Genomic DNA, 20,390 nt, shown 5'->3' on the forward strand with positions numbered 1-20,390 from the left:
CCCCGCCGGGCTCAGGAGCGCAGATGGCGGTCCGCCGCCTGCGTCGCGCAGACACCCACCAGGGTATCGCGGCGCAGGCGCACCCGGGTATGCGGGCTGCGGATCCCGGCCGCCATGCCCCAGGCCGCGGCCCAGCGCAGCGCCCGGTCGGTCTCCGGTCCGAAAGGCCGGGCCGCAGAGGCCCGGTTCAAGGCGGCCGACATGCGCTGCATCGCGTACAGCTTTTTCATCGATACAATCTTGGCCATGGGACCAAGATAAGCCGTCGGCGCGCCTCCGACCGTTCCTTACCTAACGCTGATGCGATTCAGGGCGCGACCGGTTCGCGCGCCACGAACATGGGCGTGCGGCCCGCATCCACCGCCTGCAGCGCCTGTTTCGCCATCGCCAAGGCGCCTTGGTAAGATTTGGCGGCAGCGATAAAGCGGCCGTTGTGGCAGAACTTCGCGTCCGCCACGCCCGTCACCGCCGCCAGGTCGGCGTCGCGCAGGCCGGCCCAGCTTTCCGGCAGGTCGGCGCGGGCATCGAAGGTGTCGGTCGTGGCCGGCACGGTGTGCAGCATGTAGCGGTCTTCCGACAGGCTGTGGCTGAGCACGAACAGCACCTTCGGCATTTCCTTGCGCACCACCGAACTCCAGGGCAGCGCCGCGTTCTTCAGGAACAGCAGGCGGCCATTTTCCATGGTCTCGGCCTGGCGCACCTGGGCCAGCGCGAGAATGGCGCCGACGCGGTACTTCACCGAATTGACGATGACATCGGCGAGGAAGGCCATCGCCTTGCGGAACTGGGCCAGGCGGTAGGCTTCGGCCTGCGCGCCGTAGCCCAGGCGCTGCTCGTCCAGCCAGTTCGGATTGAATCCCGAGACCACGGCCGACATGCCGTAGCCGCCCGGCGCGTTCCTGGCCGCGCCCACGTCCGACAGGTCGAGGTACTGGACGATGTCGGCGTCGATGGCGTAGGCCATCTGCTGCGCGGTGTCGTCTTCGAGCTGCTGGCCGGTGTGCGCCAGGGCCAGCGCGGCGACGCAGCGCGCGCCGTACTCGCGCCATACCAGGCCGGCGCTGGCATAGGGCACGCCGCTGGCGCGCGCGCCCTCGAAGCCTTTCTGGTGGTGGTCGAAGCGGCCCGCGGCCGGGTCCCAGACGCCGCCCACGTCGACCACGTAGTCGGCAGCCTCGATGATGGCGGGCTCGCGCGTCCGGACGATCTCGGCGTCGGGGAACAGGATATGCAGGACGGCCACCGCCCATGCGTCGTCCGCATGGAACTTGCCGTTGTGGGTCACGATGACCATGAAAACTCCAGGATGCTGTAGTCGAGGCACGCATGATACCGCTTCTGCCGCGCCCTGTTGCCGTTAGCGCGCGAGCCGCTGCGGATGGGTGTAGAGCACGTGCCGCCCTTCCCGCACGAAGCCGGCCAGGGTCAGGCCGGCCCGCTCGGCCACCTGCACCGCCAGCGCGGTCGGCGCCGAGATCGCGGCCAGCAGCGGCATGCCCGCCCGCGCCGCCTTCTGCACCAGCTCGAAGCTGGCGCGACTGGTCACCAGCGCGAAACCGTCGGCCGTATCGCCCCCGGCGCGCGCCAGTGCGCCCACCAGCTTGTCGAGCGCGTTGTGGCGGCCGATATCTTCGCGCACGCACAGCAGTTCCCCGCGCCGATCCGCCCACCCGGCCGCGTGCACGGCGCCGGTCGCATGGTGCAGCTCCTGGCGCGCGGCCATCGCCGCCATCGCGCGGTGCAGGGCCTCCGGGTCGAAAGGCGCGGCCGGGCGCGCCTGCGTGTCGGCAAACGCGTCCTCGTCGAAACAGTCGAGGCTTTCGACCCCGCACAGGCCGCAGCCGGTCACCCCCAGGCGGGCCCGGCGCGTCTGCTTCAGGCGCATCATGGCGCCGGCGGCGATACGCATCCCGATCGCGATGCCGTTCGGCGCCTGCTCGACCTCGATGTCGTGGATGTCGCGCGCATCGCGCACGATGCGCTCGCCCAGCGAGAAGCCGAGCGCGAAGTCCTCCAGGTCCTGGGGCGAGGCCAGCATCACCGCGTGGCTGATGCCGTTGTAGACCAGGGCCACCGGCACCTCGTCCGCCACCACCTCGGTGGCGGCTTCCAGCGCGCCGTCGCGCCAGCGCCGGGCCGGCAGGCGGCAGGCGCCGGCCGGGGCGAAGAAGCCCTCGCCCGCGTTCATGCCGTCCCTCCATCGCGCTCGAGGACGACATCGATCGCCTTGGCGGCCGGCACCTTGCTTTCCTTGGCGTGGTGCCACAGCGGGATCAGCGGGTTGAGTTCCGGGAAGTAGCCGGCGATGCAGCCTTCCGGCACGTCGTAGGGGACCACCGCCAGCCCGGCCACGCGGCGTTCGACGCCATCGTCGGCAGCGCAGCGCAGGGCCACCAGGTCGCCCTGCGCCAGGGCATGCCTGGCCATGTCGGCGCGCGCCATGAACAGCACCATGCGGCTGCCGTAGACGCCGCGGAAGCGGTCGTCGTGACTGTAGATCGTGGTATTGAACTGGCCGTCGCTGCGCACCGTGAACAGGCGCAGCGTCGCCGGGCCGGTCTTGCGCGCTGCTGCCCGCAGGTCGGGATCGCCCTCCAGCGCTTCCGGCACCGTGAAGTTGGCCTTGCCGCTGTCGGTGTTCCAGACCCGGCGGGTGGCGGCGATCGGCTTGCGAAAGCCGCCCGGCGTCCACATCCGGGCATTGAAATCGTGGAAGATTTCCGGATAGGTGATTTCGATGGCGTCGCGAACGCGCGCATAGTCGGCCACCCAGGCATCCCAGTCGACCCGCGGATTCGGCGCCAGCGTGGCCTTGGCGATGCCGGCCACGATGGCCGGTTCCGACAGCAGCGTGCCGGCCGCCGGCTCGGCCATGCCGCGCGAACCGTGCATGCAGGCGGTGCTGTCCTCGACCGTCACCGCCTGCTCGCCGCCCTGCTGGCGGTCGATCTCGATCCGGCCCAGGCAAGGCAGGATGTAGGAAGCCTTGCCGTGGATGAGGTGGTTGCGATTGAGCTTGGTCGACACCTGCACCGTCAGCGGAATCTCGCGCCAGGCCGCTTCCATCAGCGCGTGCTCGGGCACCGCGCGCACGAAATTCCCGCCCAGGCCGATGAAGGCCTGCACGCGCCGCGCCAGGATGCCTTCGCAGGCCTCGACCGTGTTCATGCCCTTCTCGCGCGGCGGCTCGAAACCGTACTGCTCCTTGAGTTTGTCGAGCGGCGCCAGCTCGGGTTTCTCGGTGATGCCCACGGTGCGCTGGCCCTGCACGTTGGAGTGGCCGCGCACCGGGCACACGCCGGCGCCGGGCTTGCCGATGTTCCCGCGCAGGAGCAGCAGGTTGACCACCATCGCCACGTTCTGCACGCCGTTGCGGTGCTGGGTCAGGCCCATGCCGTAGACCGCCATCACGGCGCTGGAGGCGCAGTAGATGGCGGCCGCGCTTTCCAGCGCGCTGCGGCGCAGGCCGGATTCGCGCTCGATGTCCTGCCACGGACAGGCGCGCACCGCCGCTTCGAAAGCGTCCAGGCCATGGGTATGCGCCTGCAGGAAGTCGGTGTCGAGCACCCGCCCCGCGCCCGCCGCGCGCGCCGCATCGTCCTGCGCGAAGATCGCCTTGCACAGGCCCATGATGGCGGCGGTGTCGCCGCCCGGCCGTACCTGGTGATACTGGGTGCTGATCGCCGTCTCGGAACCGGTCAGCATCTCGCCGGGAGACTGCGGATTGGTGAAGCTGACCAGGCCGCGCTCGCGCAGCGGATTGAAGGTGATGACCGGCACCCCGCGCCGGCGCGCCTCCTGCAGCTGGTGCAGCATGCGTGGGCTGTTCACGCCCACGTTCTGGCCGAAGAAGAAGATGCAGTCGGTGTGTTCGAAGTCGTCCAGCGCCGCGGTGCCGACCGGCACGCCGAGCGTCTTCTTCAAGCCGACCGAGGTGCTTTCGTGGCACATGTTCGAGCTGTCCGGCAGGTTGTTGTTGCCGTACATGCGCGCCAGCAGCGCGTACATGTAGGAGGTCTCGAGCGAGGCCCGGCCGGAGCTGTAGAACACCGCCTGCTTCGGGTCGATGCCGCGCAGCGCCGCGCCGATCTCGGCGAACGCGGCATCCCAGTCGATCGCGCGGTACTTGTCGGTGGCCGGGTCGTAGCGCAGCGGCACGGTCAGGCGGCCCTGGTCTTCCAGGCTGTGGTCGTCCCAGGCTTCGAGTTCGGTGACCGTGTGGCGTTCGAAGAAATCCGCGCCAATCGCCTTGCTGGTGGTTTCCCAGGCGGTGGCCTTGGCGCCGCTTTCGCAGAATTCGAAAGGATGCGGATTGGCCGGCTTGGCCCAGGCGCAGCTGACGCAGGCAAAGCCGTCCGGCTTGTTCTGCCTGAGCAACAGCCGGCTGTCCTTCAGGGGTACCCGCTGGTGCAGCAGGACGGTGGTGACTTCCTGCACCGAGCCCCAGCCGCCGGCCGGCATGGTCGGGTTCTCGATGCGTAGGTCGCGTGAATGCTTGCTCATGGCGGCTCCTGATCCGTGGAACAGCCACGCTAGTCCTGTTTCGGGTGCGCCTCGGTGCGTCTGCGAACAGTGGAGGCAGCACGACGGGTCAATCTTCGGACAGGATTTCCTTGGCCATCAGAAACAATTCTGGTAGGAATATTAATCTTTTCACGCTTCGACATCGCGCAAGCTGCGCGCTTGTTGCCTTCTTGTCCAGGGCTGCGGGGGTGGCTACATTGATCAAACGAACTCAAGCGTACAAGCCTGAGTTTACCGATGGTCACCACCCAAAGGAGCACGCGATGAAACGCTTCCTTCCCCTCCTGCTCGATGCCGCCCGCCGCCTCAAGGATGGCATCGCCCTGTCCACCAGACGCTTGAGTCCTCCCCGCCGGCACCTGCTGCTGGGCAGCGCCATAGTGGCTGCCGCCATCGCCCTGCAGCCCCACCCGGCCGGCGCCCAGCCCTGGACGACCGAACACTGGACCGGCATCTGGGGCACGGCGTCGGCAGGTCCGCCGCCGCAAGCCAGCCTGCAGACCTTCTCCGACCAGACCGTCCGGCTGATCGTCCACACCAGCATCGGCGGCAACCGCGTGCGCATCCGCGTGTCGAACGAGATCGGCAGCACGCCGCTGACGATCGGCGCGGCGCGCATCGGCCTGCGTGCCGGCGGTTCCGACGTGGCGGCCGGCACCGACCGCGCGCTGAGCTTCGGCGGGCGCAGCTACGTTACCATTGCGCCCGGCGCGCCGGCCCTGTCCGACCCGGTCGAGCTGAACGTGCCGCCACTGTCCGACCTGGCGCTGAGCCTGTACCTGCCCGGCACCGTGCAGGCGAGCACCGTGCACCAGCTCGCCCTGCAGACCAACTACGTGTCCCTGCCCGGCAACTTCACGGCCGCCCCGACCCTGCCGGTACAGCGCACCATCCAGGTCTGGCCCTTCCTCACCGAAGTCGAGGTCGACAGCGCCGGTCCGGCCATCGTCACGCTGGGCGACTCGATCACGGACGGCACCCGCAGCACGCCGGACAGCAACAAGCGCTGGCCCGACTGGCTGGCGCGCCGCCTGCAGACCGAGCGCGACCCGGTCCTCGGCATCAACGCCCGCTTCGGCATCGTCAACCGCGGCATCAGCGGCAACCGGCTGCTGAGCAATTCGCCGAACCCGCTGGCCGGACGCAGCGCCCAGGAGCGCTTCGACCGCGACGTGCTGGCCACCGCCGGCGTGCGCTACCTCGTCGTCCTGATCGGCATCAACGACATCGGCAACAGCTCGGCCACCAGTCCGGTCACCGCCGAAGACCTGATCGCCGGCTACCGCCAGCTGATCCACCGTGCGCGTGCCAAGGGAATCAGCGTGATCGGCGCCACCCTGACGCCGTTCGAAGGCGCGGCGTACTACTCGCCCGAGAAGGAAGTGGTGCGGCAGGCGCTGAACAACTGGATCCGCAACAACGACGAGTTCGACGGCGTGATCGACTTCGACCGCGCTACCCGCGATCCGGTCCACCCGAGCCGTTTGCTGCCGGCCTACGACAGCGGCGACCACCTGCATCCGAACGACCTGGGCTACCAGGCGATGGGCAATGCGGTGCCCTTGGCGCTGTTTCGGAGTGCGGCCAAGCTGCCGCTCGTCGCGAAATGACGTACGTAGGGTGGGCCGGGGTGCGTAGCCGCTTCCCCCGCCCAGGCGTTCAAGCCGGCATGCAGGGATGTGCGGCCTTTCTTGATTTGCCTGGACGCGCGGACGGCAGAGCCGTCCACCCTACAAAAACAAACCGCCGGGCTCGGCCGGCGGTTTTCTCAGGAATTGCTCCCCGTGCGCGAACTCGTCGGCAGCGGCCGGCCCGGCCGCCACAGCCGCGACAGCGACTGCGCCTCTTCGATCTGCTCCTGGGTCATCTGGCGCGAGATCGCGGCGCGCTGGTCGACCGCATTGTGGTTGCCGCTGGCCGCGGCCAGGTTCCACAGCATGTAGGCCAGCACCAGGTCTTGCGGCATGCCGGCCTGGTGGTAGCGGTACATCAGGCCGAGCGCGTGCTGCGCCTCGGCATGGCCCTGCTCGGCCGCCTTGCGGAACCAGCTGACCGCATGGCGCTGGTCCTGCGGCACGGCGTTGCCGGTGTAGTACATGGCGCCGACCACGTACTGCGCGTCGGCCTTGCCCTGCTGGGCCGCCTTGATGTGCCAGGCAAAGGCCAGCTTGTAGTCGCGCGTCACGCCGCGGCCCATGTAATACATCAGGCCCAGCAAATGCTGGGCATCCGCATGACCGGCCTTGGCGAGCGGGACGATCTCTTTCAGTGCTGCCGCGTAGTTGCGCGCGTTGTAGGCGCTGGCCCCTTCCGCGAAGCCCGCATGTGCGCCCGCCTGCAGGCCGAGCGCACATACGATCGCTAGGAATAGTTTTTTCATGTCTCGTACATCGAATCAGGATCTCTGCGTACCCTTGGTTCTTGTGATGGGCTCACCTTGTTCTTGTCGGTTCCGCCGTGCTTATTTCCAGTTCACCTTGCCCAGGCCGTCGACGCTGACCTTGCGGTTCTGCGGCTTGCCGTATACCGTCACCGAACCCAGGCCCGACAGGCTCAGGTTGGCGCTTTCCCTGGCATTCACGGTGGCATTGCCCAGGCCGGACAGCTCGAGGGTGACGTTCTCGGCCGCAAAGGACCGGGCATCGAGCCCGCCCAATCCGCCGAGTTCCGCCTTGAGCTGGCGGCTGCGCCCCGACAGGGTCACGTAGCCGGCGCCGCTCAGGTTCAGTTCCACGCTTTCGCTATTGATGCCATGCACCTTCATGCTGCCGACACCGCCCAGGTTCGCCGTCAGCACCTTGTAATTACATGATACATTCATTGAGCCGGCCCCATCGAGGTTCAGCTCGAGCTCGTCGCCCGAGAACCCGGTGACGGACGTGCCGCCCACGCTTTCGGACGTCACTTCGCGCAGGTTCGGCAGGGTCAACTCGGCGTGCAGGCCCATGCTGCGCCCAAGGTTGATGCTGATCCCCCGGGTTTCGGTACCGATACTCAGGGTGTCGCCGCTCTGCAGCGTGGTGGTCTTGGCAAGCAGGCGCGGATCGCCGGTCAGCACCAGCAGCGGCGTGCTGCCCTGGCGGATCTTCAGGTCCACCACGCCGTCAAGCTTGACGCGCACCACGCGCGCATCGACCTGGCGGGTTTCGGTGACCACTTCGGTGGCCGCACGCGCCATGCCCGTGACCGCCAGCAGCGAGGTGAACAGCGTGGCGCAGAGGGCCATGAAGACCAGGCCGAGCTTGGAAAGGTGTTTCATCAAATTCTCCGAATCATGTTCTTGGTTGTCGCTTGTGGCCAGCCTTGTGGCTTGGTTCTATCGCAACATTACCAGCAAGTAAGGGCAAAGTAGCATCGCTACTCCGCTGTATTAGCATGTTGCAACTATACCGCCCGGCCCCGCTGCCGCCCATCGATCTGCGATGAACTGCAGGAAACGCAGGCCAGAGCGGAAAATCACGGGTCCCTGCACCAGGTCCGGCATAGACTTAGCGCAATTTTCTCCGCAAAAAAAGATTACTTATTGGCATGACATTGCGCTAAGATCAGCGCATGGCAGCCTCGCTGCCAGTACAAGCAAGCTGAAAACGCATCTTTCCGAGTTCATTTTTGAGGTCACCCATGCGCATGCGCCAATTACCTGTTTTGCTGGCCGGGCTCACGTTCTCGCTGTCGGCCTTCGCGGCTTCCGCGGACCAGTGGACCCTGCCGGTCGCAGTCAAGAAGCTCGACAACGGCCTGACGGTCATCGTCACCGAAGACCATAGCTCGCCGACCGTCGGCGTGTCGGTCGTCTATCACGTGGGCATGCGCCTGGAGCCGAAGAACCGCACCGGTTTCGCCCACCTGTTCGAGCACCTGATGTTCCAGGGCACGCCGAACGCCAAGAAGGGCGTGTTCGACACCACCATCACCGCCGGCGGCGGCCGCAACAACGGTTCGACCCGCCCCGACTTCACCAACTACATCGAGACCGCTCCCCGTTCGGCGCTGGAGCCGATCCTGTGGCTGGAAGCGGACCGCATGAAGACCCTCGACTTCAACCCGACCACGCTGAAGAACCAGCAGGACGTGGTGAAGGAAGAGATCCGCGTGAACGTCAAGAACCAGCCCTACGGCGGTTTCATGTGGATCGACATCGGCCAGCAGGCCTTCCAGAAGTGGGAGAACAACCATGACGGCTACGGCAGCTTCGAGGACCTCGAGAACGCCAGCCTGGAAGACGTGCGCGCCTTCCACCGCGACTACTATGGTCCGAACAACGCCGTGATCGCGATCGCCGGCGACCTCACCCCTGCCCAGGGCTTCGCGCTGGCGCAGAAGTATTTCGGCGGCATCCCGGCCCGGCCCACGCCGAAGCCGACCGACTTCAGCGAAGGCCTGAACACCGTCGAGAAGCGTGTGGTGCAGAGCGACGCCCTGGCCCAGGTGCCGGCGATCGCCGCCGCCTGGAAGGTGCCGCCACGCGGCCACCGCGACCAGGCCGCCATGGCGGTGCTGGGCCAGCTGATGGCCGGCGGCGACGCCTCGCTGCTCTACCAGGGCCTGGTGAAGGGTCGCGAGATCGCACTCAACGTCGACACCCTGTTCGGCCTGACCGGGCCCTTCGAGTATGACGGACCGACCCTGCTGACCGTGTTCGCGCTGTACAAGCCGAACAGCAGCGCCGACGCGGTGCTCAAGGCCATCGACGAGGAACTGGCCAGGGTCGCGAAGGACGGCGTCGACGAAGCCACGCTCAAGCGGGTCAAGACCAGCATGCTGGCCGACTGGAACAACCAGCTGGAAAGCTTCATCAACCGCGCCGACATGCTGGCCAAGATGCAGGTGCTGTGGGGCGATGCCAACGTGGTCAACAAGATCCCGGGCTGGATCGACGCGGTGAGCTCGGAAGACATCCAGCGCGCCGTGCGCACCTACCTGGTGCCGACCAACCGTACCGTCATTGACCGCAAGCCGGCCGCGATGCTCGCCGCACCCGCCGCCGCCCCAGCCACCCCTGCCGCCGCACCGGCCGGCGCAAACAAATAAGGAGCGCATCGATGAAGAAACTGATGCTCGCAATGGCCGTGACACTGGCATTCGCACCGGCCGCCTACGCCGCGCCCGCCGCCGCCAAGGACCTGCCGATGCCGGCCTATGGCCAGGACAAGCCGATCCCGGTGCCGACGATCGCCAAGCAGACCCTGGCCAACGGCCTGACCGTCTGGGTCGTGCCGCGCGACGGCCTGCCGCGCGTGGACTACGTGCTGGCGGTGCGCGGCGCCGGCTTCGCGGCCGACGCGCCGCAAACCCCGGCCTTCGCCAACATGCTGGCCGGCCTGCTCAACGAAGGCAGCGCCAAGCGCGACTCGCGCGCGATCGCCGAGGCAGCCCAGGGCATGGGCGGCTCGGTCGCCGCCGGCGCCTCGTCGGACGGCATCGTGGTCTCGGCCAACGCGCTGGCCTCGCAGGCCGGCCCGATGATGCAGTTGCTGGCCGAAGTCGCCCGCACGCCCTCGTTCCCGGAAGGCGAAGTGGCGCTGGCCAAGGCCAATGCGCTGCAGGCGCTGCGCGTGTCCGAGACCCAGCCGGGCTTTCGCGCCGAGCGTGCGATCAGCAAGGCGATCTACGGCGACCATCCGTACAGCCGCACCACGCCGACCGTGGTGGCGATCAATGCCGTGACCCAGGGCATGCTGCGCAGCGAGCACGCCAGGCGCATGCGTCCGGACCACGCCCTGCTGGTGATCACCGGCCCGGTGAAGCCGGCCGAGGCAATGAAGCTGGCCGAAGCCGCCTTCGGCGACTGGAAGGCCAGCGGCCCGCAGCTCCCGCAGACCGCCGCGGCGCCGGCCAGCGCCAAGCCGGCGCGCATCCTGCTCGAGCGTGACGGCAGCGTGCAGTCGGCCGTGCGCCTGGGCGCTCCCGGCATCGCCGCCAGCGCGGACGAGCAGATCCCGCTGCGCCTTGCCAGCACCATCCTGGGCGGCGGCTTCTCGAGCCGCGTCAACAGCAACCTGCGCGAGGAAAAGGGCTATACCTACGGCGCATCGGCCGGCGCGCGCATGAACCGCGCGGGCGGCGCGATCGTCGGCGGCGCCGACGTGCGCAACGAAGTGACCGCCGCGGCGCTCAACGAGTTCCTGGCGGAGTACAAGCGCATCGGCACCGAACCGGTGCCGGCCAAGGAAATGGAGATGAACAAGCGCTACGTCGCCGGCGGCTACATGATCAGCAACCAGCTGCAGCGCTCGGTCGCCTCGACCCTGGCGCAGAACTGGCTGGTCGGCCTGCCGGCCGAGTTCCTGGGCGAATACGTGCCGCGCATCCAGAAGGTCACGCCGGAACAGGTGCGCGCGGTAGCGAACAAGTACTTCGCCCCCGACCGACAGTCGATCGTCGTGGTCGGCGATCCGAAGGCGGTGGGCGAGCAGCTCAAGAGCTTCGGCGAGTTCACGGTGACGGACAAGTAAGACAGGCAAGCGGTCTTGCAGGCCGATGCAAGAGCCCCGCCTGGCGGGGCTTTCTTTTTGCTCAGTCGGCCGACAGCTTCATCAGGACGAGCCCGCAAACGATCAGCAGCGCCGCGATCACCCGCATGGCATTGACCCCCTCCCCCAGTACCGCGATGCCGACCACGAAGGCGCCCACGGCACCGATGCCGGTCCAGATCGTGTAGGCGGTCCCGAGGGGAATCGTGCGCATCGCCGCGGCGAGCAAATAGAAACTGGCGACCATCGCGGCCAGCGTGAGCACGGACGGCCACAGCCGGCTGAAGCCGCTCGATTGCTTCATCGCCACCGCCCATACCACTTCCAGCAGTCCCGCTACCAACAACATTGCCCAAGCCATCCGGCTCTCCTTTCGAAAAGCCGGGCCGTCCCGGTCATGGTTCCCACAGCGGGGGAGGCCGTTCCTCCTGTACGCCTGACCGATGCGCCCTAGCCTTTCAGCGCCTTCTCCAGGTCCGGCAGCTCGGCCGGCTTGACCAGGTGGGCATCGAAACCCGCGTCCATCGCGCGCCGGCGGTCTTCCGGCGAGCCGTAGCCGGTGTGCGCCACCAGGCGGATGCCGGCCAGTGCCGGGTTCCTCTTGATGCGGCGCGCCACCTCGTAGCCGTCGATGCCGGGCAGGCCGATGTCGAGCACGATCACCTGCGGGTGGTGGCGCCGCGCCAGTTCGTCGATCTGCGCGGCGTCCGAGGTGGTGCAGGTCTCGTAGCCCATCTCGGCCAGCAGGAAGGCCATCATTTCCATCGCGTCGACGTTGTCGTCCACCAGCAGCACGCGCATGCCGCTCCCGCCCGATTCCGGCGCCTGACGGTGCTCGGCGCCGCCGTCAGGGGTGCTCACGCGCAGCAGCGGCAGCTCGACCGTGAAGGTGCTGCCCATGCCGATGCCGAGGCTCTCGGCGTATAAATGGCCGCCGTGCAGCTCGAGCAGGTGCGACACCAGCGACAGGCCGATGCCCAGGCCTTCCGGCGCACGGTCGGGCGGCACGTCCACCTGGGCGAACATGCCGAAAATGCGCGACAGGTTGTCTTCCGCGATGCCGATGCCGTTGTCGTGGACCGCGATCCGCACCCGCCCGTTGTCGGCCAGCGCGACCTCGATCTGTATCTCACCGCCCGTCGGCGTGAACTTGGCGGCGTTGTGCAGCAGGTTGCCCACCGACTGGGCCAGGCGCACCGGGTCGCCCGTCACCCACACCTGCTGCTCCGGCAGCTTCACGTCGAGCTGGTGGCCGCGCGAGTGGATCGCCGGCCCGGCGGTCTCGATTGCCTGGGCCACGACAGCGCCGAGGTTGACCTCTTCGGTGCGCAGCACGATCTTGCCCTCGGAAATGCGCGCCACGTCGAGCAGGTCATCCACCAGATGCGCCAGGTGGTCCACCTGGCGCGAGATGACTTCGCGCGCACGCGCCTGGCGCTCGGCGCTGCCCTCGCCCGTTGCGCCCAGCAGCGCGGCCGCGTTGCGGATCGGGCTGAGCGGGTTGCGCAGTTCGTGCGCGAGCGTCGCCAGGAACTGGTTCTTGTTGCGGTCGGCCGCGCGCAACAGCGCTTCCATCTCCTTGCGCGCCGTGATGTCGCTGGTAACGCGCGCCACCCGGTATACCTGGCCGCGCGTGTCGCGTACGGGGAACAGGCGGTCGCGCACCCAGCGCATGCGGCCGTCGGGCGCATTGACGCGGAACTCGTCGTCGTAATGCGGCGCGTCGGGCAGTTGGCCCCAGCGCGCGGCGACACGCGGGCGATCGTCCGGATGCACCGCATCGAGCCAGCCGCCGGGCTGCTCGCGCAGCGACTCGACGCTGCGTCCCCAGATGTCCGAATAGGCCGGGCTGACGTACACCAGGCTGCCCTCGGGCACGGCGAACATCCAGAACACGTCGTCGATGTTGTCGGTCAGCTGGCGAAATCGCTCCTCGCTGTCGCGCAGGTCGACCTGGGTCTGGTGCATGCGCAGCAGCGCATTGACGTTGGCGATCAGTTCGTCGGCTTCGATCGGCGCCGCCAGGTAGTTGTCGGCCCCGCCCTCCAGGCCGCGGATCTTGTCGGCGCGGCCCGTCAGCGCGGCCGAGGTTTGCAAGACCAGCACCATGGCGCTGTCCGGATTGGCCTTGATGCGGCGGCAGACCTCGATGCCGTTGATATCGGGCAGCTTCACGTCGAGCAGCACCAGGGCCGGGCACAGGCGCTTGACCGTGTCCAGCGCGTCGGTGCCGTTGGTCGCTTCGACGACCTCGAACCCGGCTCCCTGCAGGATGCGTGTCTTGGCGTAACGCGCGCCGTCGTTGTCGTCTACGTTGAGGATCAAGGTCGAATTGGCTTTCATGATTCGGTGTCTTCTTGGCTCGGCAGCGGGAAGCGGCGCGGCAGGGTCAGCGTGAAGGTCGAACCTGCGCCAAGGGTGCTGTTCACGTCCACGCGTCCGTGCAGCAGGTCAGCCAGCTTGCGGCACAGCGGAAGGCCGAGACCTGTTCCCTTGCTGCGCCGCTGAAGCGGATGTTCGATCTGGCTGAACTCTTCGAAAATCAGTTGCAGGTTGTCCGGGCCGATGCCGATCCCGGTATCGGCGACCGCGAACGCGATCTCGTCGCGCGCCTCGTCGTAGATGGCGGAGACGCGCACGGTCCCGCGCTCGGTAAACTTGAGGGCGTTCGAGATGAAGTTGCGCAGCACCTGCGAGATCTTGCCTTCGTCCGAATCGAAGGCCTCGGTCACGTTGGAGGGCTCGAACACCAGTTCGACGCGCCCTTCGTCCACCAGCGGGCGCAACATGCCCTTGAGGGCGCGGAACAGGTTGTCGACCACCACCGGGGCGAGATGCACCTCGACCTTGCCCGCCTCGATCTTGGCCAGGTCGAGCAGGTCGTTGACCAGCTCCGACAGGTCGTTGGCCGCGTTGGCGATGAACTGCACCTGGCGCTCCTGCTCGCCCGTCAGGTCGCCGTCCATGCGGTCCAGCAACAGCTGGGCCAGCGCGCGGATCGACGACAGCGGCGTGCGCAGCTCATGGCTGGTGTTGGACAGGAAGCGCGACTTCATCTCATCGGCGCGGCGCAGGCGCTCGGCCTTGTCCTCGATCTCGGCGTACAGGGCCACGATGCCGCGGTTGGTGTCTTCGAGCTCGCGCGTGAGCGACAACAGGTCTTCCTGGCGTTCGCGCAGCTCGGCCAGCGTGGCGACCAGTTCCTGGTTCTGCAGCTGCAGTTCCTGCAGCGTGTTCGAGACCGGGCTGTCGGCCAGGCGCGCCGCCACCTCGGCCAGGCGCGCCGGCGTGATGGCGGCCTGCGGCGGCAGCCGCTTGCGCATGGTAATGGTCGTGACCGCGCCCTGCGCCGGCTCGACATCGCAGGAGTCCATCAGGCGATGTGCGGTGATCAGCGCCAGTTCCGGCAAGGACCTGGAAATGCCTTCTTCCATATCGGGCAGGGTCGAGGCCTTGCGCGGCCCGCTGCCCGGGTTGATCGTCACCTCGAGGTTCTGGCGCGTTCCTTCGTTCTGGAGCTGGAACAGGGCGCGACCGCCCGATCCCTGGTGGCAGGCCACGCGCGCCACCTCCGACACGGCGGTCGCCACCCGCACCTGGTCCTGCTGCGAAAAGCCGAGCAGCTCCGAGACCTGGCGTGCCCGCTGACGCACCTGCACCACATCCTGGTCGCTGTCCAGGGCCACGTGCACGATGCGTTGCGTGCTCACGCGACACCTCCGTAGCGGCGCACCACCAGCACCATCGCGTCGTCGCGGCGGCGGATGTAGTCGCGCATCAGGACGGCGGCGATCAGCACGGCGCTGCGTCCGGCCAGTCCCGGGTACTTCGCCAGGTCCCACTGGGTCTGGATGCCGTCCGAGTGCATGATGCACAGCGCGCCGGGGCCGAACGGCATGGCGAACTCCTGCACCTTGCGCATGTTGTGCCCGACGATGCCGTTGTGCGACACCAGCGCGCGCCTTCCGTCGTCGATGACGCAGCCGGCGATATTGCCGATGCCGGCGAAATGCAGCGCGTCCTCGTCGAAATCGATGCGCGCCGTCGCCATGGCCGCGCCGCGCGTGCCGCGCAAGGCGTCGTGCGCGGCCAGCATCAGGTCTTGCGCGCGCGGCGCCTTGCGCGCATCGAGCGTCTTGATGGCGGCGGCGGCCGCGCGCGCGGCTTCCGGTCCGTGCCCGAGGCCGTCGGCGGCGAGCAGCGAGGCGCCGCGGCCGTCGCAGCGCACGGCCCAGCCGTCGCCGCATTCTTCCTCGCCCGCCATCGGCGCCCACAGCGCGCCGATCTCGACGCCGCAGGGTTCCGGCGCCGCCCCGTCGCGCCACAGGCGCATGAAGAAGGCAGCGCCCTTGCCCGGCACGGTGTAGACGTCGAACTCGTCGGCCAGGCGGCGCAGCGCCCCCAGTCCGGTGCCGGCCGTGCCCGCGGTGGACATGCCGTCGACCAGGCAGGCGTCGATGTCGGCGATGCCCGGCCCCGCGTCGACCGCCAGCACGTCGATGCCGGCCCCGGCGGCCGACTGCGCCGGCCCGATGTGGACCTCGCCTTCGCCCGCATGCTTGAGGATGTTGGTGGAGGCCTCGGTGACGATCAGGGCCAGTTGGCCGGCCCGGGTCTCGTCGAAACCGAGTTCGTCGGCCAGGCGCTGGCCGGCACGGCGCGCCGCGGCGACGTCGCTCGCATGCGCGATGACGAACACCTGCTGCGGCGAGAGGGAACTGATCAGCGCTTCCATTTGACGACCAATACGGCTGTGCCCTCGCCCGGACGGCTGTCGATGGCGAATTCGTCGACCAGGCGCTTGGAGCCACCCAGGCCGAGACCGAGGCCGCCGCCGGTGGTGAAACCGTCGCGCAGCGCGCTGTCGATGTCGGCAATGCCCTGTCCGCCATCGATGAACAGCAGGCCGATGCCCTTGCGAATACCGTCGTCCAGGCTGTCGAGGTGGACTTCGCCGCCCCCGCCGTACTTGATCGTGTTGCGCGCCAGCTCGCTGGCAGCCGTCACCAGTTTGGTCTGATCGACCAATGACAATGCGATGGCCACCGCCCGCTCACGCACCTGCTTGCGCAGGCCCACGACGTCCTCGTCCGATTGCAGGCGCAAGATCACGCGTGCGGTGCGATACTGGCGGTGGCTGTCCAGCAAGGCGGTATCGAACAGGACTGCATTGGTTTGCGCGCCGTTCATCACTTATAGCTCTTTCCGAGCAAGGTCATGCCCTTCTCGACGTTCAGTGCCGTCTTCACGCCGTGCAGGGTCAGGCCCAGCTCGACGAGGGTGATCGCCACTGCCGGCTGCATGCCGACGACCACGGTCTGGGCGTCGAGCACGCGCGCCATGGCGGCGGTGTTGCTGATCATGCGGCCGATGAAGGAATCGACCAGGTCGAGCGCCGAAATGTCGATCAGGACGCCCTTGGCATTGTCGCTGACGATGCGTTCGGTGAGGTCGTCTTGCAGTTGCATGGCGAGCCGGTCGTGCATGTCGACCTGGATCGTTACCAGCAACAGGTCGCCCATGCGCAGAATAGGAATACGTTCCATGTTTGCCGTTTCGCTTTATGCCTTGGAGATGACCGAAGTGCCGGTGCGCTCGAGCGCGACCAGGAAGGCGTCGGCCAGGGTCGCCTTGGTCACCACGTCTTCCAGGTTCACTCCGAGGTGGACGATGGTCTGGGCGATCTGCGGACGGATGCCGCTGATGATGCAGTCCGCGCCCATCAGGCGGGCGGCGGCGATGGTCTTCATCAGGTGCTGGGCGACCAGGGTGTCGACGGTCGGCACGCCGGTGATGTCGATGATGGCGATGATCGCGCCGGTGTCGACGATCTTCTGCAGGATGTTTTCCATCACCACCTGGGTGCGGGCCGAATCCAGGGTGCCGATCAGGGGCAGCGCCAGGATGCCGTTCCACAGCTTGACGACCGGGGTCGACAGCTCCAGCAGTTCCTGCTGCTGGCGCACGATGATCTGGTCCTTGGTCTTCTGGAACACCTCGATGGTGTACAGGCCCAGCTTGTCGAGCAGGGCACTGATGGTCCAGGAGGCCGAGGCGATGGCTTCGGCCTCGCCTTCGAAGCCCTGGCGCAGGCAGGCAAACAGCGGCTGCTTCAGCGAGAACACGAAAGTGGCGGTCTCGGCCGGAGTCGAACCCGACTTGGCGCGGCTCGACGAGATCTCGGCCAGCAGGTCGCGCACCTCGTCCCAGGAACGGTGCTCCATGTTGTCCAGCTCGCCGCCACGGGTGGCGACGGCGAAGGCGTTCAGGAATTGCCGGGTGTGATTACGCAGTTGCTCTTTCGAGGCCGCATTGCTGCGCACGAGCAGCGATTCGAGCTGGGCCAGCCACTCGGCGCCGATCACGCCCTGCTGGTCCTGGATCAGTTGGCTGATACGGTTTGCGTAATCCTTTGTGGTCATCTGTTCGTTCCCTGGTTTTGGATGAGTTATATCGTCGGGCGCACGCGGATCGAGGCGTGCCATCCCATCATTACGGAAATAAACAACTATAACACTTATTTCATTACGGTTAGGACACACCTTTACCGTGTGCGCTCGGTTCCACCCTGTGCCGAACGGGACGGCCGGACAGCCATGACTAGCGCGACGATTCTTGACAAGGGCGAAATGTGGACCAGTGCGAGGCAGCGCGTGGACCCTGCCTTGCCGGCTCGGCGATGATGCCGGCGCCCGGCAGCGCGAACGAAGGTCGGCGGCTCAGCGCGGTGCGCGCAGCGCCACCTCGACCACCCGGCCGGTGATCCGGTCGATCTTGAACACCAGCAACTGCTCCCGGACCGCAGTGCCGCTGCTCGCCGCCTGCGCGACCAGGTAGGCCGGGTCCTCGAAGTCGGCATACAGGCTGGGCTCACCCAGCCACAGTTTCAGTTCGACGACCGACATCCCGTGCGGCGGGTGACGATCCAGGAAGGACGACATCATGCAGCCGCGTCCGACCCGGTCCGCCAGCGCCCAGCGGTCGCGGTCGAAGTCGCACGCGCCCCATTCGAAATACAGGGCGACCGAGGTGTTGCCGCCGCAGGCATGCAGGCACAGGGACAGGCAGATGACGGAGATGATGGAGATGATGAAACGCATGCTTTGCCCTCAGAAAGAAAGGACGTCAGCTTAGGATTCTCGGATCATGCTTTGCTGGCTTGTTGTGGCGCCTCAAACCCGAGTGCGTTGCCCATAAAAAAACCGCCAGGCTCACGCACTGGCGGTTTTTTATTGGCCGGAGGCCGTGAGGATTACTGCGCCGCAGCTTCCACCGGATCGGCAGCCTTCATCGACAGCTTCAGGCGGCCGCGCTCGTCGGTCTCGAGGACCTTCACGCGCACTTGTTGGCCTTCCTTCAGGTAGTCGGCCACGGCGTTGACGCGCTCGTTGGCGATCTGCGAGATGTGCAGCAGGCCATCCTTGCCCGGCATGACCTGCACGATCGCGCCGAAGTCCAGCAGCTTGAGCACGGTGCCGTCGTAGGTCTTGCCCACTTCGACCGAGGCGGTCAGCTCTTCGATGCGGCGCTTGGCTTCCTGGCCGGCGGCGGCGTCGACCGACGCGATGGTGACCACGCCTTCGTCGGTGATGTCGATCTGGGTGCCGGTCTCTTCGGTCAGCGCGCGGATCACGGCGCCGCCCTTGCCGATCACGTCACGGATCTTTTCCGGGTTGATGCGGATGGTGATCAGGCGCGGTGCGAAGTCCGACAGCTCGGTCTTCACGCTCGGCACGGCCTTCTGCATCTCGCCCAGGATGTGCTGGCGGGCTTCCTTGGCTTGCGCCAGCGCCACCTGCATGATTTCCTTGGTGATGCCCTGGATCTTGATGTCCATCTGCAGCGCGGTGATGCCTGCCGGGGTACCGGCGACCTTGAAGTCCATGTCGCCCAGGTGGTCTTCGTCACCCAGGATGTCGGTCAGGACCGCGAACTTGCCGCCTTCCTTGATCAGGCCCATGGCGATGCCGGCGACGTGCGCCTTCATCGGCACGCCGGCGTCCATCAGCGCCAGGCAGCCGCCGCAGACCGAGGCCATCGACGAGGAACCGTTCGACTCGGTGATTTCCGAGACCAGGCGCACCGAGTAGCTGAATTCGTCCGACGACGGCAGCGCGGCGACCAGCGCGCGCTTGGCCAGGCGGCCGTGGCCGACTTCGCGGCGCTTCGGGGTGCCCACGCGGCCGGTTTCGCCGGTGGCGAACGGAGGCATGTTGTAGTGCATCATGAAGTCGTCGGTGTACTCGCCCATCAGCGCGTCGATCTTCTGGCTGTCGCGCGCGGTGCCGAGGGTGGCGACCACGAGTGCCTGGGTTTCGCCGCGGGTGAACAGGGCCGAACCGTGGGTACGCGGCAGCACGCTGGTGCGGATCGCGATCGGACGCACGGTGCGGGTGTCGCGGCCGTCGATACGCGGCTCGCCGTCCAGGATCTGGGTACGCACGACCTTGGCTTCCATGTCGAACAGGATGTTGCCGACTTCGGCCGCATCGGCTTCCACGCCTTGCGCTGCCAGGGCGTTCATGACTTCGCCGGAGATCGACTTCAGCTTCTGCTGGCGCGCCGATTTTTCGCGAGTCTGGTAAGCGTCGCGCACGGCGGCGCCGGCCAGCTCGCCCACGCGGGCGATCAGCTCTTCGTTCTTCGGGGCCGGTTTCCACTCGACTTCCGGCTTGCCGCCTTCGGCCACCAGGTCGTGGATCGCGTCGATCACGGCGCGCATCTGCTCGTGGCCGAAGACGACCGCGCCCAGCATGATTTCTTCCGACAGTTGCTGCGCTTCCGATTCCACCATCAGCACGGCGGTTTCGGTGCCCGCCACGACCAGGTCCATCTGCGAGGTCTTCAGCTCGGTGGTGGTCGGGTTCAGGATGTACTGGCCGTTCGCGTAGCCGACGCGCGCTGCGCCGATCGGGCCGTTGAACGGGATGCCGGCGATGCACAGCGCAGCCGAGGCGCCGATCATGGCCGGGATGTCCGGGTCGATCTCAGGATTGACCGACAGGACGTGGATGATGACCTGGACTTCGTTCAGGTAGCCTTCCGGGAACAGCGGACGGATCGGACGGTCGATCAGGCGCGAGGTCAGGGTCTCTTTCTCCGAAGGACGGCCTTCGCGCTTGAAGAAGCCGCCCGGGATCTTGCCGGCTGCGTAGGTTTTCTCCATGTAGTCGACGGTCAGCGGGAAGAAATCCTGGCCCGGCTTGGCGTCTTTCCTGGCGACCACGGTGGCCAGGATGACGGTGTCTTCGACCGACACGACGACGGCGCCGCTTGCCTGGCGCGCGATTTCACCCGTCTCCAGGGTGACCGTGTGTTGACCGTACTGGAAGGTTTTCGTAACTTTATTAAACATGGGTAATCCCTTTCTATTTGCCGACAGATTTTCAGGAG

At 67.2% G+C, this 20,390-nt stretch carries 18 protein-coding genes; 3 read left to right on the top strand and 15 right to left on the bottom strand.

Going from position 1 to position 20,390, the window contains the following annotated elements; genetic code table 11:
- Positions 1-11 precede the first annotated feature (11 nt).
- The 4 genes from IM543_16855 to IM543_16870 all read right to left on the bottom strand — a co-directional run bounded on the left by IM543_16855 (position 12) and on the right by IM543_16870 (position 4,503).
- Positions 12-230, bottom strand: a complete 219-nt coding sequence (locus IM543_16855; protein QOY93224.1) for a hypothetical protein — start codon at positions 228-230, stop codon at positions 12-14.
- A gap of 77 nt (positions 231-307) precedes the next feature.
- Positions 308-1,294: an MYG1 family protein gene (locus tag IM543_16860; protein QOY93225.1), complete on the bottom strand. Its 987-nt coding sequence runs from the start codon at positions 1,292-1,294 to the stop codon at positions 308-310.
- Between the two features lie 63 nt (positions 1,295-1,357).
- On the bottom strand, positions 1,358-2,188 hold the full coding sequence (gene fdhD / locus IM543_16865) for a formate dehydrogenase accessory sulfurtransferase FdhD (GenBank protein QOY93226.1): 831 nt from the start codon (positions 2,186-2,188) through the stop codon (positions 1,358-1,360).
- Positions 2,185-4,503 (bottom strand): FdhF/YdeP family oxidoreductase, encoded by a 2,319-nt coding sequence (locus IM543_16870; protein QOY93227.1) that lies wholly within the window; start codon positions 4,501-4,503, stop codon positions 2,185-2,187. Before IM543_16870 ends, fdhD begins: the two co-directional genes overlap by 4 nt.
- 284 nt (positions 4,504-4,787) lie before the next feature.
- Here IM543_16870 and IM543_16875 point away from each other — a divergent pair, with 284 nt between their 5' ends.
- Positions 4,788-6,134, top strand: a complete 1,347-nt coding sequence (locus IM543_16875; protein ID QOY93228.1) for an SGNH/GDSL hydrolase family protein — start codon at positions 4,788-4,790, stop codon at positions 6,132-6,134.
- 158 nt (positions 6,135-6,292) lie between these two features.
- On the opposite strand, the gene IM543_16880 is transcribed toward IM543_16875, so the two are convergent.
- Both IM543_16880 and IM543_16885 read right to left on the bottom strand, forming a co-directional pair.
- Positions 6,293-6,904 carry a sel1 repeat family protein gene (locus IM543_16880; protein ID QOY93229.1) on the bottom strand — a complete coding sequence of 204 codons (612 nt, stop codon included), beginning with the start codon at positions 6,902-6,904 and terminating at the stop codon, positions 6,293-6,295.
- An 81-nt stretch (positions 6,905-6,985) separates the two neighbouring features.
- Entirely contained in the window at positions 6,986-7,783 is a 798-nt protein-coding gene (locus IM543_16885) for a DUF2807 domain-containing protein (protein QOY93230.1), read from the bottom strand.
- 362 nt (positions 7,784-8,145) lie between these two features.
- On the opposite strand from IM543_16885, the gene IM543_16890 reads away from it, so the two are divergent.
- Entirely contained in the window at positions 8,146-9,555 is a 1,410-nt protein-coding gene (locus IM543_16890; protein QOY93231.1) for an insulinase family protein, read from the top strand.
- 11 nt (positions 9,556-9,566) lie between these two features.
- Positions 9,567-10,979: an insulinase family protein gene (locus tag IM543_16895; protein QOY93232.1), complete on the top strand. Its 1,413-nt coding sequence runs from the start codon at positions 9,567-9,569 to the stop codon at positions 10,977-10,979.
- 61 nt (positions 10,980-11,040) lie between these two features.
- Here the strand turns inward: IM543_16895 and IM543_16900 are convergent, their stop codons facing one another.
- The 9 genes from IM543_16900 to pnp all read right to left on the bottom strand — a co-directional run bounded on the left by IM543_16900 (position 11,041) and on the right by pnp (position 20,352).
- Positions 11,041-11,358 (bottom strand): multidrug efflux SMR transporter, encoded by a 318-nt coding sequence (locus tag IM543_16900; GenBank protein QOY93233.1) that lies wholly within the window; start codon positions 11,356-11,358, stop codon positions 11,041-11,043.
- A gap of 89 nt (positions 11,359-11,447) precedes the next feature.
- On the bottom strand, positions 11,448-13,340 hold the full coding sequence (locus tag IM543_16905; GenBank protein ID QOY93234.1) for a response regulator: 1,893 nt from the start codon (positions 13,338-13,340) through the stop codon (positions 11,448-11,450).
- Positions 13,337-14,707, bottom strand: a complete 1,371-nt coding sequence (locus IM543_16910; GenBank protein ID QOY93235.1) for a sensor histidine kinase — start codon at positions 14,705-14,707, stop codon at positions 13,337-13,339. Before IM543_16910 ends, IM543_16905 begins: the two co-directional genes overlap by 4 nt.
- Positions 14,704-15,732, bottom strand: coding sequence for an ATP-binding protein (locus IM543_16915; GenBank protein ID QOY93236.1), 1,029 nt, complete (start codon positions 15,730-15,732; stop codon positions 14,704-14,706). The genes IM543_16910 and IM543_16915 overlap by 4 nt, the downstream gene beginning before the upstream one ends.
- On the bottom strand, positions 15,720-16,187 hold the full coding sequence (locus IM543_16920; GenBank protein QOY93237.1) for an anti-sigma regulatory factor: 468 nt from the start codon (positions 16,185-16,187) through the stop codon (positions 15,720-15,722). The genes IM543_16915 and IM543_16920 overlap by 13 nt, the downstream gene beginning before the upstream one ends.
- Positions 16,187-16,543 (bottom strand): STAS domain-containing protein, encoded by a 357-nt coding sequence (locus tag IM543_16925; GenBank protein QOY93238.1) that lies wholly within the window; start codon positions 16,541-16,543, stop codon positions 16,187-16,189. The genes IM543_16920 and IM543_16925 overlap by 1 nt, the downstream gene beginning before the upstream one ends.
- A 15-nt stretch (positions 16,544-16,558) precedes the next feature.
- Entirely contained in the window at positions 16,559-17,419 is an 861-nt protein-coding gene (locus IM543_16930) for an STAS domain-containing protein (protein ID QOY93239.1), read from the bottom strand.
- 297 nt (positions 17,420-17,716) lie between these two features.
- Positions 17,717-18,097, bottom strand: a complete 381-nt coding sequence (locus IM543_16935) for a hypothetical protein (GenBank protein QOY93240.1) — start codon at positions 18,095-18,097, stop codon at positions 17,717-17,719.
- A 152-nt stretch (positions 18,098-18,249) separates the two neighbouring features.
- Positions 18,250-20,352: a polyribonucleotide nucleotidyltransferase gene (gene pnp / locus IM543_16940; GenBank protein ID QOY93241.1), complete on the bottom strand. Its 2,103-nt coding sequence runs from the start codon at positions 20,350-20,352 to the stop codon at positions 18,250-18,252.
- Between the last annotated feature and the right edge of the window lie 38 nt (positions 20,353-20,390).

The sequence above is a fragment of the Massilia sp. UMI-21 genome, from assembly GCA_015277795.1.
In the GTDB taxonomy this organism is placed as follows: Bacteria; Pseudomonadota; Gammaproteobacteria; order Burkholderiales; family Burkholderiaceae_D; genus Telluria.

Excerpts from the sequence above, each read along its gene's own strand:
- IM543_16855 (QOY93224.1), bottom strand. The coding sequence starts at position 230 with ATGAAAAAGCTGTACGCGATGCAGCGCATGTCGGCCGCCTTGAACCGG.
- IM543_16860 (QOY93225.1), bottom strand. The coding sequence starts at position 1,294 with ATGGTCATCGTGACCCACAACGGCAAGTTCCATGCGGACGACGCATGG.
- fdhD (QOY93226.1), bottom strand. The coding sequence starts at position 2,188 with ATGAACGCGGGCGAGGGCTTCTTCGCCCCGGCCGGCGCCTGCCGCCTG.
- IM543_16870 (QOY93227.1), bottom strand. The coding sequence starts at position 4,503 with ATGAGCAAGCATTCACGCGACCTACGCATCGAGAACCCGACCATGCCG.
- IM543_16875 (QOY93228.1), top strand. The coding sequence starts at position 4,788 with ATGAAACGCTTCCTTCCCCTCCTGCTCGATGCCGCCCGCCGCCTCAAG.
- IM543_16880 (QOY93229.1), bottom strand. The coding sequence starts at position 6,904 with ATGAAAAAACTATTCCTAGCGATCGTATGTGCGCTCGGCCTGCAGGCG.
- IM543_16885 (QOY93230.1), bottom strand. The coding sequence starts at position 7,783 with ATGAAACACCTTTCCAAGCTCGGCCTGGTCTTCATGGCCCTCTGCGCC.
- IM543_16890 (QOY93231.1), top strand. The coding sequence starts at position 8,146 with ATGCGCATGCGCCAATTACCTGTTTTGCTGGCCGGGCTCACGTTCTCG.
- IM543_16895 (QOY93232.1), top strand. The coding sequence starts at position 9,567 with ATGAAGAAACTGATGCTCGCAATGGCCGTGACACTGGCATTCGCACCG.
- IM543_16900 (QOY93233.1), bottom strand. The coding sequence starts at position 11,358 with ATGGCTTGGGCAATGTTGTTGGTAGCGGGACTGCTGGAAGTGGTATGG.
- IM543_16905 (QOY93234.1), bottom strand. The coding sequence starts at position 13,340 with ATGAAAGCCAATTCGACCTTGATCCTCAACGTAGACGACAACGACGGC.
- IM543_16915 (QOY93236.1), bottom strand. The coding sequence starts at position 15,732 with ATGGAAGCGCTGATCAGTTCCCTCTCGCCGCAGCAGGTGTTCGTCATC.
- IM543_16920 (QOY93237.1), bottom strand. The coding sequence starts at position 16,187 with ATGAACGGCGCGCAAACCAATGCAGTCCTGTTCGATACCGCCTTGCTG.
- IM543_16925 (QOY93238.1), bottom strand. The coding sequence starts at position 16,543 with ATGGAACGTATTCCTATTCTGCGCATGGGCGACCTGTTGCTGGTAACG.
- IM543_16930 (QOY93239.1), bottom strand. The coding sequence starts at position 17,419 with ATGACCACAAAGGATTACGCAAACCGTATCAGCCAACTGATCCAGGAC.
- IM543_16935 (QOY93240.1), bottom strand. The coding sequence starts at position 18,097 with ATGCGTTTCATCATCTCCATCATCTCCGTCATCTGCCTGTCCCTGTGC.
- pnp (QOY93241.1), bottom strand. The coding sequence starts at position 20,352 with ATGTTTAATAAAGTTACGAAAACCTTCCAGTACGGTCAACACACGGTC.